The 16,665-nt window shown below is 77.0% G+C and carries 12 protein-coding genes and 1 pseudogene; 12 read left to right on the top strand and 1 reads right to left on the bottom strand.

What is annotated here, in order from left to right; genetic code table 11:
* Positions 1-288 precede the first annotated feature (288 nt).
* The 11 genes and pseudogenes from AC1050_RS13265 (at position 289) to AC1050_RS13215 (ending at position 13,207) form a co-directional block, all read left to right on the top strand.
* On the top strand, positions 289-1,512 hold the full coding sequence (locus tag AC1050_RS13265) for an LLM class flavin-dependent oxidoreductase (RefSeq protein WP_482387856.1): 1,224 nt from the start codon (positions 289-291) through the stop codon (positions 1,510-1,512).
* Entirely contained in the window at positions 1,509-2,693 is a 1,185-nt protein-coding gene (locus AC1050_RS13260) for an acyl-CoA dehydrogenase family protein (RefSeq protein ID WP_482387855.1), read from the top strand. Before AC1050_RS13265 ends, AC1050_RS13260 begins: the two co-directional genes overlap by 4 nt.
* A 34-nt stretch (positions 2,694-2,727) precedes the next feature.
* Positions 2,728-4,413, top strand: coding sequence for an ABC transporter substrate-binding protein (locus AC1050_RS13255; protein ID WP_482387854.1), 1,686 nt, complete (start codon positions 2,728-2,730; stop codon positions 4,411-4,413).
* Positions 4,410-5,444: an ABC transporter permease gene (locus AC1050_RS13250; protein WP_482387853.1), complete on the top strand. Its 1,035-nt coding sequence runs from the start codon at positions 4,410-4,412 to the stop codon at positions 5,442-5,444. Before AC1050_RS13255 ends, AC1050_RS13250 begins: the two co-directional genes overlap by 4 nt.
* Complete coding sequence (locus AC1050_RS13245) at positions 5,441-6,379, top strand: ABC transporter permease (RefSeq protein WP_482387852.1); 939 nt, start codon at positions 5,441-5,443, stop codon at positions 6,377-6,379. Before AC1050_RS13250 ends, AC1050_RS13245 begins: the two co-directional genes overlap by 4 nt.
* Entirely contained in the window at positions 6,376-8,010 is a 1,635-nt protein-coding gene (locus tag AC1050_RS13240; RefSeq protein WP_482387851.1) for a dipeptide ABC transporter ATP-binding protein, read from the top strand. The genes AC1050_RS13245 and AC1050_RS13240 overlap by 4 nt, the downstream gene beginning before the upstream one ends.
* Positions 8,007-8,906, top strand: coding sequence for a LysR family transcriptional regulator (locus AC1050_RS13235; protein WP_482387850.1), 900 nt, complete (start codon positions 8,007-8,009; stop codon positions 8,904-8,906). Before AC1050_RS13240 ends, AC1050_RS13235 begins: the two co-directional genes overlap by 4 nt.
* A pseudogene (locus AC1050_RS13230) lies at positions 8,903-9,778 on the top strand (sulfurtransferase); the annotation flags it as partial. The gene AC1050_RS13235 and the pseudogene AC1050_RS13230, both read left to right, overlap by 4 nt.
* Positions 9,779-10,602: 824 nt before the next feature.
* The gene (locus tag AC1050_RS13225; protein ID WP_482387849.1) at positions 10,603-11,994 is read left to right on the top strand and encodes an FAD-binding oxidoreductase; all 1,392 of its coding nucleotides are present in this window, start codon (positions 10,603-10,605) and stop codon (positions 11,992-11,994) included.
* 44 nt (positions 11,995-12,038) lie between these two features.
* Positions 12,039-12,662, top strand: coding sequence for an NADPH-dependent FMN reductase (locus tag AC1050_RS13220; protein WP_482387848.1), 624 nt, complete (start codon positions 12,039-12,041; stop codon positions 12,660-12,662).
* Entirely contained in the window at positions 12,659-13,207 is a 549-nt protein-coding gene (locus AC1050_RS13215) for a flavin reductase family protein (RefSeq protein WP_482387847.1), read from the top strand. The genes AC1050_RS13220 and AC1050_RS13215 overlap by 4 nt, the downstream gene beginning before the upstream one ends.
* Before the next feature lie 112 nt (positions 13,208-13,319).
* Here the strand turns inward: AC1050_RS13215 and AC1050_RS13210 are convergent, their stop codons facing one another.
* Positions 13,320-15,122, bottom strand: a complete 1,803-nt coding sequence (locus AC1050_RS13210; RefSeq protein WP_482387846.1) for a cation:proton antiporter — start codon at positions 15,120-15,122, stop codon at positions 13,320-13,322.
* 134 nt (positions 15,123-15,256) lie between these two features.
* On the opposite strand from AC1050_RS13210, the gene aztD reads away from it, so the two are divergent.
* The gene (gene aztD / locus AC1050_RS13205; RefSeq protein ID WP_482387845.1) at positions 15,257-16,630 is read left to right on the top strand and encodes a zinc metallochaperone AztD; all 1,374 of its coding nucleotides are present in this window, start codon (positions 15,257-15,259) and stop codon (positions 16,628-16,630) included.
* Positions 16,631-16,665: the final 35 nt, after the last annotated feature.

The raw sequence follows: 16,665 nt of genomic DNA, 5'->3' as shown, positions 1-16,665 counted from the left end.
CCGCCGCACCGGTGGCGGGGACGCGCACGCCGAGCCGCTGACGCACCGGGCCCACCGCATCCGCGGGGCCGCCCACGTCCTCCCGGCCGTCGTCGCCGTCGTCCGCGGCGGCGTCCAGGTGTCCGGGCGCGCGTCCGCCGTACCCCGCGTACCCCGCCGTATCCCGGCACCACCACCGCACGCCCCTGCGCCCACCGGCGCCGCGGGTGCGGTCCCGCACACCCTCGTCCGCCCCGCCGGTGCGCCCCGACGCGCGCCGGCGGACCCTCAGCAGGAGGCAGCACCGCCATGACCGTCGAGTTCATCTCCGCCATCAACGTCAACCCGTCCAACGAGCTGAACGGCCTGCGCGACCCCGCGATCGACGTGGCGTACCTGCGCCGGTACGCCCGGGTCCTGGAGGACGGCGGGTTCGACTACTCGCTGGTCCCCTACGGGTCCTCCGGCCACGACCCGTTCGGCATCGCCGCGGCGTTCACCCAGGTCACGGAGCGGCTCCGCCCGATCGTCGCGCTGCGGCCGAACACGGTCTACCCCACGGTCGCCGCCAAGCAGCTGGCCACGCTCGACCAGCTGTCCGGGGGCCGCGCGGTGGTGCACCTCATCGCCGGCGGCGACGACCACGAGCAGGCCCGCGAGGGCGACCGGCTGGGCAAGGCCGAGCGGTACGCCCGGCAGGAGGAGTACCTCCGCATCCTGCGCCGGGTCTGGTCCGAGACCGAGCCGTTCGACCACGCCGGGACGTACTACCGGTTCGAGGACTTCGTCTCGCACGTGCGGCCGGTGCACGGCACCATCCCGGTCTCGGTCGGCGGCTCCAGCGCGGAGGCGTACGCCCAGGGCGGCGCGCTCGCCGACATCTTCGGCCTGTGGGGCGAGCCGCTGGCCGACACCCGGGAGCAGATCGACCGGGTGGCCGCCGCCGCCCGGGCCGCGGGCCGCACCGGCACCCCGCGCACCTGGGTCACGTTCCGGCCGATCATCGCGCCGACCGAGGAGCTCGCCTGGGAGAAGGCCGAGCGCACGCTCGCGGTCCTGGAGTCGCGCTCCGCCGGCGCCGGGCAGCCCGGCGGCCTGTACCGCGGCGGCTGGGTGCAGACGCCGGGAGCCACGGGGCCGGCGAACGTCGGCTCGCAGCGGCTGCTCGAGATCGCGGCCCGCGGCGACCTGCACGACCGGGCGCTGTGGACGCCGACCGCGACCGCGACCGGCGCCCGTGGCGCGTCGACCGCCCTGGTCGGCACGCCGGAGACGGTCGCCGCCGCGATCCTCGACTACGTCGACCTCGGTGCCGACCTGATCTCGGTCCGCGGGTACGACAACCTGAACGACGCCATCGACTACGGCCGCTACCTGCTGCCGCTGGTCCGCGAGGAGCTGGCGCACCGCGAGGCCACGGGCCGCCGCGGCGAGGTCGTCGCGCAGCCGCCGCTGCCGCTCGCCGACGGGGCAGCCCGTGCCGACGGGGCCGACGGGGCCGGCCGGCGCGTGCCGGCCGGGGCGTCCGCGTGACCGCCACCGCCGCGGCGCCCGCGCTCGTCGCACCCGACCTGTCCGACGCCGCCCTGTCCACGGTCACCGCGCGGCTCTCCGAGCACGCGGAGCGGCACGACCGCACCGCGGAGTTCCCGTGGGACGGCATCCGCGTGCTGCACGGGGCCGGCCTGCTGACGCTCGGCGTCGGCACGCGGTACGGCGGCCGGCCGCTGACGGCCGTCGACACGGTCCGCGTCCTGGAGGCGCTCGGCCAGGGCGACCCGGCCGTGGCCCTGATCGCCGCGATGACGATCGCGCAGCACACCCTGCAGGACCGGGCACCCTGGTGGCCGGAGGACGTGTACGCCGCGGTCGTCGCCCGCTCGGCGACGGAACCCACGCTGCTCAACGCCGTGCGGGCCGAGCCCGAGTGGGGCGCACCGGCGCGCGGCGGACTGCCCGCGACGACGGCGACCCGCACGGGCGACGGCTGGGTCGTCGACGGCCGCAAGGGCTTCGCCACCGGCTCCGAGGGGCTCGCGTACCACCTGGTGTGGGCCGTGGACCACCACGGCCCGTCGGGCGAGCCCGAGGTCGCGCACGCGGTCGTGCCGGGCGACGCGCCGGGCGTCCGGGTCGAGCGCACCTGGGACCACCTCGGTCAGCGCGCGACCAGCACGCACGACGTCGTGTACGACCGGGTCACCATCCCGGCCGAGCACTTCCGCGGCGTCCCGGTGTCCCGGGTCGGCCGCGGCGACCAGGCCGGCGGCTGGGGACCCGTGGCGCTCGGCGTCCCGGCGCTCTACGTCGGCGTCGGCCGCGCCGCCCAGGCGTTCCTCGTGCGGTTCGCCCGCGAGCGCGTCCCCACCTCGCTCGGCCGGCCGATCGCCACCACCGAGCGCATCCAGCAGGTGGCCGGCGAGGTCGAGGCCCAGCTGGTGCAGGCGGAGGAGGTGCTGCTCGGCCTGGCCGCCCGGATCGACGCGGGCGACCCCGCCGCCGGGCCGCGCACGGGCGTCGCCAAGCTGCTCGCCACCCGAGCCGCGATCACCGCGGTCGAGACCGCCGTCGCCGCGCTGGGCAACCCCGCCCTGACCCGGCACCGCCCGCTCGAGCGGCACCTGCGCGACGTGCTGGCGTCCCGCGTGCACCCGCCGCAGGACGACGCCGCGCTGCTGGCCGCGGGCCGGCGCACGCTCGCCGACCCCGCCTGACCCCCTGTCCCTCCCCGATCCCGCGAGGACCACCGTGACCCTCTCCCGCTCCCCCGGCCGCCGCGCTGCGCAGGCCGTCGTCCCCGTGCTCGTCTCCGTGCTGGCCCTGTCCGCGTGCTCGGCGTCCGGCGGGGGCACCGCCGGCACCGGAGGCGCTGCCGGCGCCGACGTCGGCGACCCGGTCGCCGGCGGCACGCTCGACGTCGCCTTCTTCCCGGACAACGCGGCGTTCTCCTGCGTCGACCCGTTCCAGACGTACTGGATCGAGCACCGCACGGTGATCCGGAACTTCGCGGACTCGCTCACGGACCAGGACCCGGAGACCGGCGAGCTGGTGCCGTGGCTCGCCACGGAGTGGTCCGTGTCCGACGACGGGCTGGCGTACACCTTCGACCTGCGCACCGACGTGACGTTCTCGGACGGCACGCCGTTCACGGCGGAGTCGGTGCGGCTCGCGCTCGACAGCGGCGCGGCGACGCTCGAGGAGCTGCCGACCGCGTACGGCGGCGTCTACCTGGCCGGCTACGCGTCGACCGAGGTGGTGGACGACGACACCGTCGTGGTGCACTTCGACACCCCGAACGCGTCCTTCCTGCAGGGCACGTCGACGACCAACCTCGCGATCCTCGCGGCCTCGTCCTACGCGGCGACCCCCGAGCAGCGCTGCCTCGGGGAGGTCGTCGGGTCCGGGCCGTTCGTGCTCGACGAGTACACGCCGGCCGAGCGGACCGTGCTGACCCGGCGCGACGGCTACGCGTGGGGCTCCACCCTGCGGGAGAACACCGGCGAGGCGTACCTGGACGGGATCACGTTCACCTACGTGGCCGAGGACTCCGTCCGCGTCGGCCAGCTCACCTCGGACGCCATCGACATCGCGTGGCCGCGCAACCCGATCAGCGAGAACGACCAGGCGCTGATCGCCTCCGGCGGCGACTCCGTGGTCAGCCGCTCCCTGCCCGGCCCGGCGAACAACTACTACCCGAACCTCGCCGAGGGCAAGGTCCTGGCCGACGAGCGGGTCCGGCGGGCGCTGCAGCAGGCCATCGACCGCGAGACCTACGCCAGCACGGTGTTCGGGGCCGAGTACCCGTCCGTCACCAGCATCTACGACACGACGACGCCGGCCTACGCCGACCACTCCGACGACCTCGCCTTCGACCCCGACGGCGCCGCCGCGCTGCTGGACGAGGCCGGCTGGGAGCTGGACGAGGACGGCTACCGGTACCGCGACGGCGAGCGCCTGACCCTGCACACGCCGGTGGTCGCGCAGTTCTCCTCCGGCGACCAGCTGATCCAGGACCAGCTCAAGGCGGTCGGCATCGACCTGCAGCTGGACGTCATCACGGCCGCCCAGCGGTCCGAGGTGCTGTCGGCGGGCGACTACGACCTCATCTCCACCTACTACACCCGGGCCGACCCCGGCGTGATCCAGTGGATCGTCGACGCCCGGTACGCCGGCTCCCAGGCGCAGGCGGTCAACGCCCTCACCCCCGAGCAGGCCACGCAGGTGCAGGCGCTGCTCGACCGTGGCACCGCGACCCTCGACCCCGCGGAGCGCGCGGCGGTCTACGGCGAGCTGCAGCAGTACTACCTGGACCACGCGCTGGCGTTCCCGACGTTCGAGCGGGTGCAGACCGCCGGCGTGGCCGCCGAGGTGCACGGGTTCCGGTTCACCTCGGAGTCGTTCGGCGACTTCGCGGACACCTGGATCACGTCGTGACGGCCGTCGTCGCCACCGCCGGCGAGGCGCTCGCGCCCCGGTCCGGCACCGGCGCCGCGGCCCGGCGGCTGGGCCTGGCGGGCTACCTGCTCGGCCGGGTCGGCCAGGCGGTCCTCGTGCTGTGGGCCGCGTACACGGTGACGTTCGCGATCCTCTGGTTGCTGCCGTCGGACCCGCTGGCGCTGCTGCTGTCCGCCAACAACGTCGAGGTCGACTCCCTCACCCCGGAGCAGCTGGCGCAAGCGCAGGCCCGGTACGGCCTGGACCAGCCGGTGCTGGCCCAGTACGGGTCGATGCTGACCGGCGCCCTGCGCGGCGACTTCGGCACGTCGATCACCAAGGGCCTGCCGGTCACCACGCTGATCGCGGACCGGCTGCCCGGCACGCTGCAGCTCAGCGCGCTGGCACTCGCCCTGGCTCTGGTCTCCGGGGTCGCGGTCGCGGCGCTGGCGACCGCGGTGCGGTGGCGCCCGGCTCGCGCGGTGCTGACCCGGCTGCCCTCGGTGGGCGTCGCGTTCCCGTCGTTCTGGGTCGGGCTGCTGCTGATCCAGGTGTTCGCGTTCTCGCTCGGCTGGCTGCCGTCGACCGGCAGCGCCGACTGGCGGGCGCTGGTCCTGCCGGCGGTCACCATGGCGATCCCGACGGCCGCCGCGCTCGCCCAGGTGCTGACCCGGTCGTTCGCCGACACGCTCGCCGAGCCCTACATCACCACCGCCCGCGCGACCGGGCTGTCCCGGGCGGCGATCCAGTGGCGGCACGCGTTCCGGAACGCCGCCCTGCCGACGCTGACCATCCTCGGCCTGCTGGTCGGCGGCACCGTGACCGGCGCGATCGTCACCGAGACGATCTTCGCCCGCCAGGGCGTCGGCACGCTCGCCCAGGAGGCCGTGCTGACCCAGGACGTGCCCGTCGTCCAGGCGGTCGTGGTGCTGGCCGCCGCCGCGTTCGTCGCGGTGAACCTCCTGGTCGACCTGCTCTACCCGCTGCTCGACCCGCGCATCACCCGCACCCCGAAGGCGGTGACCCGATGACCCTCGACCTGACCCGCTCGGCCACCCGGACGCTCCCGGTCCCGACCCCGGCACCCCCGACGACCCGCGCGGCCGGGGCCCGTCGTCGCGCGCTCACCGAGCACGGCCGCGGCGCGCGCCGGGTCGCGACCGCCCGCGCCCTCGTGCGCCGGCCCGGCTTCCTGCTCGCCGCGGTGTTCGTCGCGTTCGTGCTGGTCTCCGCGCTCGCCCCGACGCTGTTCACGTCCGTCGACCCGTACGCCACCGTCCCGGCGGACAAGCTGCTGCCGCCGAGCGGCGCGCACCCGTTCGGCACCGACGAGCTGGGCCGCGACCTGTTCGCCCGGGTCCTGCACGGCGGGCTGCTGACCATCCAGGCCACCGCGCTCGCGATCGGCATCGCGCTGGCCGGCGGCCTGGTCATCGGCCTGCTGACCGGGTTCCTCGGCGGCTGGGTCGACGCGGTGCTCATGCGCGGCGTGGACGTGCTGCTCGCCGTCCCCGGCCTGCTGCTCGCGCTGGCGATCGTCACCGCGGTCGGGTTCGGCACCGTGCCGGTCGCGATCGCCGTCGGCATCGGGATCGTGCCCGGGTTCGCCCGCACCACCCGGGCCGAGGTGCTCCGGGTCCGGACGCTCCCGTACGTCGAGGCGGCCCGCACCGGCGGCGCCTCGTGGGGGCGCGTCCTGGTCCGGCACGTGCTGCCGAACTCCTGGGGGCCCGTCGCCGTTCTCGCGGTGCTCGACTTCGGGGCCGCCGTCATCGCGGTCGCCGCGCTGTCGTTCCTCGGGTTCGGCGCCGAGCCGCCCGCGGCGGAGTGGGGCACCCTCATCTCCGCCGGCCGGAGCTACCTGGTGACCAGCCCCTGGCTCAGCCTGCTGCCCGGCCTGTTCGTCGGGCTGCTGGTCTTCGCGCTGAACCACGTGGCCAAGACCCTCGAGGAGGTCGGCCGGTGACCGCCGTGCCCCGCCCGCAGCCCGTCGCCCGCATCAGCGACCTGGAGGTCACCTACGGCCGCGGCGCCCCGGCGGTGCGCGGCGTCTCGCTGGAGGTCGCCCCCGGGGAGGTCGTCGCCCTGGTCGGGGAGTCCGGCTCGGGCAAGTCGACCACCGCCCACACGCTGCTCGGCCTGCTGCCCCGGTCCGGCCGGATCACCGCGGGCCGCGTCGAGGTCGGCGGCGTCGACCTCACCCGCGCCGGCGAGCGCGTGCTGCGCTCGGTCCGCGGCGGCGTGGTCGGCCTGGTGCCGCAGGACCCGATGGTCGGGCTGAACCCGACGCGCCGGGTCGGCGCGCAGGTGGCCGAGGCCGTCCGGCTCCGCGGCGTCCCGCGGCCGGCCGTCGGCGCCGAGGTCCTCGAGGCCCTGGCCCAGGCCGGCGTGGACGACCCGGGGCTGCGCGCCCGGCAGTACCCGCACGAGCTGTCCGGCGGGCTGCGCCAGCGGGCGCTGATCGCGCTGGCGCTCGCGGGCAGGCCCCGGCTGCTGGTCGCCGACGAGCCGACCTCGGCCCTGGACGTCACGGTGCAGCGGACGATCCTGGACCACCTGGAGCGGCTCGTGCGGGAGCAGGGCATCGCGCTGCTGATCATCACGCACGACCTGGCCGTGGCCGCCGACCGCGCCGACCGGGTGCTGGTCCTGCAGGACGGCCGCGTCGTCGAGCAGGGCCGCCCCGCCGACGTGCTGGTCGACCCGCAGGAGGCGTACACCCGCCGGCTGATCGCGGCGGCGCCCGGGCTCGGCACCGACGGCCGCGTGCAGCCGCGGTTCACCGACCCCGAGCCCGCCCGGCCGGTGCTGCGGCTGACCGGCGCGACCGTCGAGTTCCCGCTGCCGGGACGAGCGCCGCTGCGCGCGCTGGACGACGTGGACCTGACGGTCCCGGCCGGCCAGACCCTGGCCGTCGTCGGCGAGTCCGGCTCCGGCAAGACCACCGCGCTGCGCGTCGCCCTCGGGCTGCAGCCGGTGACGTCCGGCCGCGTGCTGCTGGACGAGGAGGACCTCACCGCCGCGTCCTGGCGTCGCTGGCGACCGGTGCGGCGTCGGGTGCAGCTGGTGCACCAGAACCCGTTCGCCGCCCTGGACCCGCGCTTCACGGTGCTGGAGAGCGTCGTGGAGCCGCTGGTGTCGTTCCGGGTCGGCGACCGCGCGTCCCGGGTCGCCCGGGCGCGCGAGCTGCTGGACCGGGTCGGACTGCCGGCCTCCTACCTGGCCCGGCTGCCCGCGGAGCTGTCCGGCGGGCAGCGGCAGCGGGTCGCCATCGCCCGCGCGCTGGCGCTGGACCCGCAGCTGCTGCTGCTGGACGAGCCGGTCTCCGCGCTGGACGTCTCGGTGCAGGCGCAGATCCTCGACCTGCTGGTGGAGCTGCAGCGGGACCTCGGCGTGTCCTACCTGCTCGTGTCGCACGACCTGGCCGTCGTCGCGCAGGTGTCGCACCACGTCGCGGTGCTGCGCCGCGGGCGGGTGGTCGAGCACGGTCCGACCGCCGCCGTGTTCGCCGACCCGCAGGCGGAGTACACCCGCGCGCTGCTGGCCGCGATCCCCGGGGGCCGGCACGTGGTCGCCGCGGGCGAGGTCGCACCGTGACCGCCGCGCTGGACCTCGCGCAGCTGCGCTCGTTCGTCGCGATCGCCGACTGCGGCGGCTTCGGGCGCGCGGCGGCCGCGCTGCACCTGAGCCAGCCGACCGTCAGCCAGCACGTGCGCGGCCTGGAGAAGCGGCTCCGGCAGACGCTGGTCGAGCGGCACGGCCGGCAGGCGCGGTTCACCCCCGCCGGGGAGCGGCTGCTCGGCGAGGCCCGGCACCTGCTCGCGGTGCACGACGAGGCGCTCGCCCGGCTGGACGCCTCCAGCCGCCGGACCGTGGTCATCGGGTCCACCGAGACCGCCGCCGAGCAGGTGCTGCCGGCCCTGCTCGGCACGCTGCGCGCGGCCTACCCGGACCGGCCGGTGCGGTTCGCCATCGACCGGTCCACGCAGATGACGGAGGCCGTCGCCAGGGGCACCATCGACGTCGCGATCCTGCTGTCGACCACGCCGGACACCCCCGGCCGCCAGGTCGGCACGCTCCCGCTGCGCTGGTACGCCAGGCCCGGCCTGCCGCTGCCCGGCCCCGGGGAGCCCGTCCCGCTCGTCGCGTACTCCGAGCCGTGCGGGATGCGCCGCCGGGCGCTCGCCGAGCTCGGCGCGGCGGGCCACCAGGTCGAGGTCACCGCGGAGTCCACGAGCCTCGAGGGCGTCATCGGCGCCGCACGCGCCGGCCTCGGCGTCGCGGTGCTGCCCAGCGCGGGCGCGCACCCCGCCGGGCTGGTCGAGCGGCACGACCTGCCCCCGCTCGGCGCCGTCGCCGTGCACCTCGCCGTCCGCCGCGGCCTGGACCTCGACCTCGAGGCCGCCGCGCTCGGCGCGCTGGAGCGGTTCTTCGCCGCCCTCGTCGCCACCCCCACGGCCCCCACGCCGACCCACCAGGAGGACCTCGCATGACCACCACCGCCGAGCGCGTCGCCGTCCCCTCTCCCGCCACCACCCACCTGATCGACCCGCGTGCTCTGGCCGACCTCCTGGCCGGGCCCGCGCCGGTGCGGGTGCTCGACGTCCGCTGGACGCTCGCCGAGCCCGACGGCCGGCCGGCCTACCGCGCCGGGCACCTGCCGGGCGCCGTGCTGGTCGACCTGGACGCCGACCTCGCGGCGCACGGCGGCCCCGCCACCGCGGGCCGGCACCCGCTGCCGGACGTGGCCGACCTGCAGGCCGCGGCCCGCCGCTGGGGCCTGCGCGCCGGCGACACCGTGGTGGTCTACGACGACGCGGCCGGGCAGTCCGCCGCCCGCGCGTGGTGGCTGCTGCGCTGGGCCGGCGTCGCCGACGTGCGGGTCCTGGACGGGCCGCTGGCCGGCTGGCAGGACGCCGGGCTGCCGCTGGCCACGGGTGACGAGCCCGAGCCCGAGACCGGCGACGTGCTGCTGACCGGCGGCGGCCTGCCCACCCTGGACGCCGACGCCGCCGCAGCCCTGGCCCGTGAGGGCCTGCTGCTGGACGCCCGCGCCGGTGCGCGGTACCGCGGCGAGACCGAGCCCGTCGACCCGCGGCCCGGCCACGTGCCCGGGGCGGTGAGCGCACCGACCGCCGCCAACGTGGGGCCCGACGGCCGGCTGCTGGCGCCCGACACCCTGCGCGCGCGGTTCGGGGACCTCGGCGCCCGCGCCGACGAGCCGGTCGGCGTGTACTGCGGCTCCGGCGTCACCGCGGCGCACGAGGCGCTGGCCCTCACGGTCGCGGGGTTCACGCCGGTGCTGTACCCGGGGTCGTGGTCGGCGTGGTCGAACGACCCCGCACGGCCCGCGGCCCTCGGGGCGGCCCCGGGCGGCGCACCCGCAGCCGCCACGCGCACCTGGACCGGGCCCGAGGGCATCGCCGTCCGCGGCACCGTCGTGGTCCTGGCCGGGCGCGGGGAGACGCCCGAGGTGTACGAGCGGCTCGGCCGCCGGCTCGCCGCCGACGCCTACCGCGTCGTGGCCGTGGACGACGACCCCGCAGCGGCCGGCACCGTCGAGACGCTGCTCGCCGACCCCGACCTGCCCGCCCCGCGGGTGCTGCTCGGGTCCGACGCCGGCGCGCTCACCGCGGTCCGGGTCGCCCGGCGGCTCGCGGCGTCGTCCCCGGACGGCACCCCCGCGCTCGACGGCGTGGTCCTCGCCGGCCTGCCGACCCGGCCCGGTCCGCTCGGCGCACCGTGGGGCGGGTCCTGGGACGCCGAGCTCGCGGGGCGCACCGCCTGCCCGAACCACCGGAGCGTGCTGGGTCGCGCGGCCCGGGGCGGCATCGACACCGCGGCGACGTCGCGCTCCGCCGGGCTCCTGGGTGGTGAGCTGCTGGGCGGTGGGGCGCTGGGCGGGGTCCTGACGTCCGGCACGACGCCGGCGGCCGTCGACGACCGCCCGCTGGGCGTCCCGGCGCTCGCCCTGCACGGCGGCGCGGACCCGATCAGCCCGGTCGAGGACGCGCTGCCGGTCTACCGCCGGCTCGGCGCCTCGGTCGCCGTGCTCGACCGCGTGCTGCACGACGTGCTGAACGACGTCCAGCACCGCTCCGCCGCGGCCACGGTGGTGCTGTTCCTCGAGCGGCTGCGGCTCGGCGCCGACGCCCCGGTGATCGTGCGCGACGCGACGGCGGCGGGCGCGTGACCGCCGTCGCCGCCGGGGTGCTGCCGACCGGCACACCGGTGCCCGACGTCGTGCTGGACGACCTCGCGCCCCGCGTCACCCGCCTGGACCGCGACGTCGCGTCGCGCACCGCCGCCCGCACCGACCGCTCCGGCTGGGCGCCGGCCGGTGCGCCCGACGCGGTCGTCCGGGTACGCACCGTGGACGACGTGGTCGCCACCGTCCGGTGGGCCGGCGAGCACGGCGTGCCGCTGGTCCCCCGCGGCGCCGGCACCGGTCTCGCGGGTGCCGCGGCAGCCGGCCCGGGCCAGGTGGTGCTCGACCTGCGCGGCCTGGACCACCTGGTGGTGCACCCCGCGGACTCCCTCGCGGTCGCGGGCCCGGGCGTGCTGACCGCCGACGTCGACCGCGCGGCGCGGGCGCACGGGCTCCGGTACGCGCCGGACCCGGGCAGCGTCGACATCTCGAGCATCGGCGGCAACATCGCCACCAACGCCGGCGGGCTGCGCTGCGCCGCGCACGGCGCCACCCGCGAGGCCGTGCTCGCGCTCGACGTGGTGCTCGCCGACGGCTCCCTGCTCCGGACCGGCCCGGGCGCCGCCCGGAGCGTCACCGGTTACGACCTGACCTCGCTGTTCGTCGGGTCGGAGGGCACGCTCGGGATCGTCGTCGGCGCGACGCTGCGGCTGGTGCCGCTGCCGGTGCGCACCGGGACGGTCGCCGCCGTGTTCGCCGACGTCGAGGCGGCCGCGGCCGGCGCCACCGCGCTCGGCGCCGCCGGCCTGCGCCCGGTCACCCTCGAGCTGCTCGACGCCGCCACGCTGCGGGCCGTCGACGACGCGGAGGGCACCACGCTCGCCGATGCCGGCGGCGCCTTCCTGCTGGTGCAGACCGAGGGCGCGGCCGCGGCCCAGGACGCCGGCACCGCCGCGGACCTGCTCCGGCGCACGGCGGTGCGCGTCGACGTCACGGACGACCCCGTGCAGGCCGAGCGGCTGGTCGCCGTCCGCCGCCGCGCGCTGCCGTCCGTCGAACGCCGCGGCCGGGTGCTCATCGAGGACGTGGCGGTGCCCCCGTCGGCGCTCGCGGCGGCCGTCCGGGGCATCGCGGCGATCAGCGCCCGCACCGGCGTGCCCGTCTTCACCTTCGCGCACGCCGGCGCCGGGGTGGTGCACCCGCTCGTGCTCACGGACGACGGCGTCGTCACCGCCCGGGTCCAGGAGACCGTCGACGCCGTCGTGGCGCTGGCGCTCGACCTGGGCGGCGCGCTGACCGGCGAGCACGGCGTCGGCGTCCTCAAGCGCGACTGGCTGGACGACGCGCTCGACCCGGTCGCCCGCACCACCCTGCGCCGCATCAAGGACGCCCTCGACCCGCGCGGGCTGCTCAACCCCGGCACCGCGATCTGACCCGCCGGACCCACCGACCGACCACCGCACCACCTGGAGCCACCGTGACCCAGCTGACCCTCCCGACGCCCGGCACCGCGCCCGGCACCGCCCCCGACGCCGTGCCCGCCACCGCGTCCGGGTCCCGCCCGCCCGCCGTGGTCGTCCTCACCGGCAACCCGCGCCCCGGCTCGCGCACCGCCGCGGCCGCCCGCGCCGTCGGCGAGCGGCTGACCGCGTGGCTGCAGCCCGCCGGCGCCGCAGCCGCCGGGGCGGCGCCGGCCCCGGCCGAGGTCGACCTGGCGGACCTGGCGCTCGAGCTCCTGGCCGCCGAGCACCCGCGCGCCGACGCCGCGCTGCGCACCGTGGCGGCCGCCGACGTCCTGGTCGTCGCGACCCCCGTCCACAAGGCGTCGTTCACCGGCCTGCTCAAGGCGTTCCTCGACCTGTACGGCCCGCGCGGCCTCGCCGGGGTCGTCGCGGTGCCGCTGGTCGTGCCGGGCGATCCGGCGCACGCCCTGGTCGGCGAGGTGCACCTGCGCCCGGTCCTGGTCGAGCTCGGTGCCGTCGTCCCGACGCGCTCGCTGGTGGTGAACGCCGGGGACCTGCCGGCGCTGCACGACCACCTGGCCGCCTGGTGGGCGACCGACGGCGCGGCCCTGCGCGCCGCGACGGGTGGTGCCCGGTGAGCGCCGGCACCGACCTGCGGGACCTCGAGGCCCGGCTCGCCGAGCAGGACGAGCCGCAGCTGACCCCCGACCAGTACAAGGCGGTGTTCCGCCGGCACGCGGCCGGGGTCGCGGTGATCGCGCTGGACGGCCCCGACGGCCCCGTGGGCTTCACGGCGACGTCGGTCATCTCGGTCTCCGCCGCGCCGCCGCTGCTCGCGTTCTCCATCGACTCGGGCTCGTCGTCCTGGCCCGCGCTGGCCGAGGCCCCGACGCTCGTCGTGTCGTTCCTCGCCGACGACCAGGCGCACCTGTCCGCGCGGTTCGCCGCGCGCGGGGTGGACCGGTTCGCCGGCGGCGGCTGGTCCCGGCTGCCGAGCGGGGAGCCCGTGCTGGACGACGCCCTGTGCTGGGTGCGGGCGCGGGTGGTGCAGCGCACGCCGGTCGGCACCAGCTTCCTGGTCTCCGTCCGCGCCCTGGAGCACGGCGCGCGGCCGGACGCCGCCCCGCTCGTCTACCGGGACCGCGCGTACTACGCCCTCACGCCCCGCCCGCCGCAGCCCTGACCCCCGGCGGGGCGTCCGCCGAGGTGGCAGCGGGCGCCTGTGCGCGAGGTCGTCGGCGCAGGCGCGCTCTGCCACCTCGGCGGTGGTGCGGGTCGGCGGGGCCGGGGCGGGGTCAGTCGCGGGCGCGCAGCTCCAGGCTGATCTGGTCCGCGTCCAGCACCTTCAGCGCCTCCGTCAGCGCCCCGGAGCTCGCGGTCCCGAGGTCCCGGAGCCGCAGCAGCGCGTCGCGCTGGGCGTCGAGCACGGCCAGCCGGAGCTCGCGCACCTGGGCGGCGACCGACGCCCGGTCCTCGTCGGCGGCCACGTCGTCGTCGACCTGCTCCTTCTGCCGCTGGGAGATCCGCCGCGCCTGCTCCAGCACCACCGGCGCGTAGGCGGAGCCGTCGGGCCGGCACAGGTCGGGGCGGTCGAGCATCTCGGTGGCGGCGCGCATCATCTCCCCCGTGAGCCGGTCCAGCTCCGCGCGGTCGTCCTCGCCGTCGCGCGCGAGCCCGAGCCGGCGCACCACCCAGCCCAGCGTGCCGCCCTGGACCAGCAGGGTGCCCGCGGCGACCACGAACGCCACCAGCAGCAGCAGCGCCCGGTGCGGGGTCTCGCGGGGCAGGGACTGGGCCGCCGCCAGCGTGACCACGCCGCGCATCCCGGCCCAGACGAGCACGACGCCCTCCCGCGGACCCAGCGGCTCGGCCTGCAGGTAGTCGATGTCGGCGATGCGGCGCGTGACCCGCGCGCGCAGGGCGGCGAACCGCTTCTCGGGCGGCGCCTGCGGGTCGAGCACCGGACGGCGCCGTCGGAGCAGCCGCCGGCGCGCGCCCGGCGGCGGGGCCGGCGCGCGGACCCGGGCCCGCTCCTCGGGGCTCATCGACTGCAGCGCGTCCGTGCGGTCGTTGATCGCGCTCAGGTAGCCGCGCATCGTGACGCCGCGCCGGGCCCGCCGCCGCAGCGTCGCCAGCAGGAAGGCGACGTAGCCCGCGCGCACGACCAGCACCACGGCGGCGGCCATCGCCCCGAGGCCGATCGCGACCCAGAGGCTGCCGTGGTCCTCCCGCACCTCGACCACCAGCCCGTACAGCTCGAGCCCCATCAGCAGGAACACCGCGCCCTCGAGCAGCAGCTCCAGCGTGCGCCAGTTGGCGGCCTCCGCGATCCGGTCCTGCGGCCGGAGGCGGACGCTGCCCGACCCGGCGACCAGCCCCGCGGCCACGGTCGCGACCAGCCCGGAGGCGTCCAGGTGCTCCGCCGGGATGTACGCGACGAACGGCACGATGAACGAGATCGCGGTCGTCAGGTGCGGGTCGGACACCCGGGTGCGGACCATCAGGCTGACCTTGCCGACCAGCGCGCCGATCACCACCGCCACGACGACGGCGAACAGGAAGTCCGTCCCGACCTCCCACAGCGACACCGACGCGGCCGTCGCGGCCACGGCCGACCGCAGCAGCACCAGCGCGGACGCGTCGTTGAGCAGGCTCTCGCCCTCGAGCACCGTCACGATGCGCGGGCTCACGCCGGACTTCCGGACGATCGACGTCGCCACCGCGTCGGTCGGGCTGAGCACGGCGCCCAGCGCGATGCCGGTGGCGAGCGAGACGCCGGGGACCAGCCAGGAGAACAGCAGCCCCAGCACCACCGACGTGGCCACGACGAGCAGCACCGAGAGCCCGCTGATCGCGGTGAGGTCGCGCCGGAAGTCCATCGTCGGCATCGACACCGACGTCGCGTACAGCAGGGGCGGCAGGACCACCCCGAGGATCCACTCCGGCTCGATCTCCACCGCGGGCACCGCCGGGACGAGGCTGATGGCGACGCCGAGCGCGACCAGCAGCAGCGGGGCGGAGACCCCGACCCGCGGCGCGAGGGCCGTCACCGTCACGATCGCGACGGCCGCGACGACCCCGATCAGCAGCAGGTCCATGCCGTACCCCTCGTCCTCCGACCCGTCGAGCCCTGTCCGGTCCAGCGACTCGCGTCGAGGTTACGTGCTGACCCGGACCGCCCGCTCCGCCTACCTGTAATGAGACTGAGTATCACTTGTGTTAGCGTGCGGCCATGATCTCCACGACCCGCCCCCGCCTCCGGCCGCGCCTCGCCGCGGCCCTCGGCCTCGGCCTGTCCGTCACCCTGCTCGCCGCCTGCGCGCAGGACGACGCGGGCTCGGCCGCCGCGTCCGCCACCCCGGACGAGACCACCACCCCCGTCGCCACCGAGGTCGCCACGGCCAAGCCGCGCCTCGTGCTCACCTACGACGGCGGCATCCAGGTGCTCGACGCCTCCACGCTCGAGCTCGTCGCGGACCTGCCCCTCGAGGGCTTCAACCGCGTCAACGGCGCCGGCGACAACCGGCACGTGATGGTCTCGACCACCGGTGGCTTCCAGACGCTCGACGCCGGCACCTGGACCGAGCCGCACGGCGACCACACGCACTCGTACACCGGGGACCCGGTGCTCACCGACGTGCTGTGGGCCGCCGAGAAGCCGGGCCACGTCGTGCCGCACGAGGGTCGCACCGCGCTGTTCGACGACGGCACCGGCACCATCACCGTCGTCGACTCCGACGAGCTGGGCGACGCCGACGCCGAGACCCGCGAGGTGACGCTCCCGGCCGCGCACCACGGCGTCGCGGTGGAGCTGACCGACGGCAGCCTGGTCGTGTCCGAGGGCACCGAGGACGGCCGCACCGGCATCCGCGTCCTGGACGCGGACGGCGCGGAGATCGCCGCCTCCGACCAGTGCCCGGGCGTGCACGGCGAGGCCATGGCCGCGGGCGAGGCCGTCGTCATCGGCTGCGAGGACGGCGCCGTCATCTACTCCGGCGGCACCATCAGCAAGGTCCAGGCGCCCGACGCCTACGGCCGCATCGGCAACCAGGCCGGCACCGAGGCCTCCCCGTTCGTGCTCGGCGACTACAAGGTCGACCCCGACGCCGACCTGGAGCGCCCGACCCGCGTCTCGCTGATCGACACCCGCGACGCGTCGCTGCGGCTGGTCGACCTGCCGGCGTCGTACACGTTCCGGTCGCTCGCCCGCGGCGACGCCGGCGAGGCCCTGGTGCTGGGCACCGACGGCGCCCTGCACGTCATCGACCCCGAGACCGGCACGCTGGTCCGCTCGATCCCGGTCATCGACGCGTGGGAGGAGTCCGAGGTCTGGCAGGAGCCGCGCCCGGCGATCACCGTCCTGGACGGCTCCGCGTACATCACCGACCCCGCGACCAGCACCGTGCACGCGGTCGACGTCGAGACCGGCGAGGTGTGGCTGACCGGTGAGCTGGACGTCGTGCCGAACGAGCTGACCGGCGTCTCCGGCGCGGCCGCCGAGCACGGCGCGCACGCCCACGAGCACGCCGAGGGCGACGACGCGCACGCCGAGGACGAGCACGCGCACGACGAGCACGCGCACGAGGACGAGGGCACCGAGGGCTGACACCCGCCCCGCACCTGCACGCCTGACGGGTGGGG

The sequence above is a fragment of the Cellulomonas sp. NEAU-ZC6 genome, from assembly GCF_056844425.1.
The sequence above is the reverse complement of the archived record's forward strand: the minus strand, read 5'-3'. Positions and strand labels throughout refer to the sequence as shown.

Bases quoted from the DNA above. Each gene is read 5' to 3' on its own strand.
- AC1050_RS13245 (WP_482387852.1), top strand. From the start codon at position 5,441: ATGACCCTCGACCTGACCCGCTCGGCCACCCGGACGCTCCCGGTCCCG.
- AC1050_RS13210 (WP_482387846.1), bottom strand. From the start codon at position 15,122: ATGGACCTGCTGCTGATCGGGGTCGTCGCGGCCGTCGCGATCGTGACG.
- AC1050_RS13265 (WP_482387856.1), top strand. From the start codon at position 289: ATGACCGTCGAGTTCATCTCCGCCATCAACGTCAACCCGTCCAACGAG.
- aztD (WP_482387845.1), top strand. From the start codon at position 15,257: ATGATCTCCACGACCCGCCCCCGCCTCCGGCCGCGCCTCGCCGCGGCC.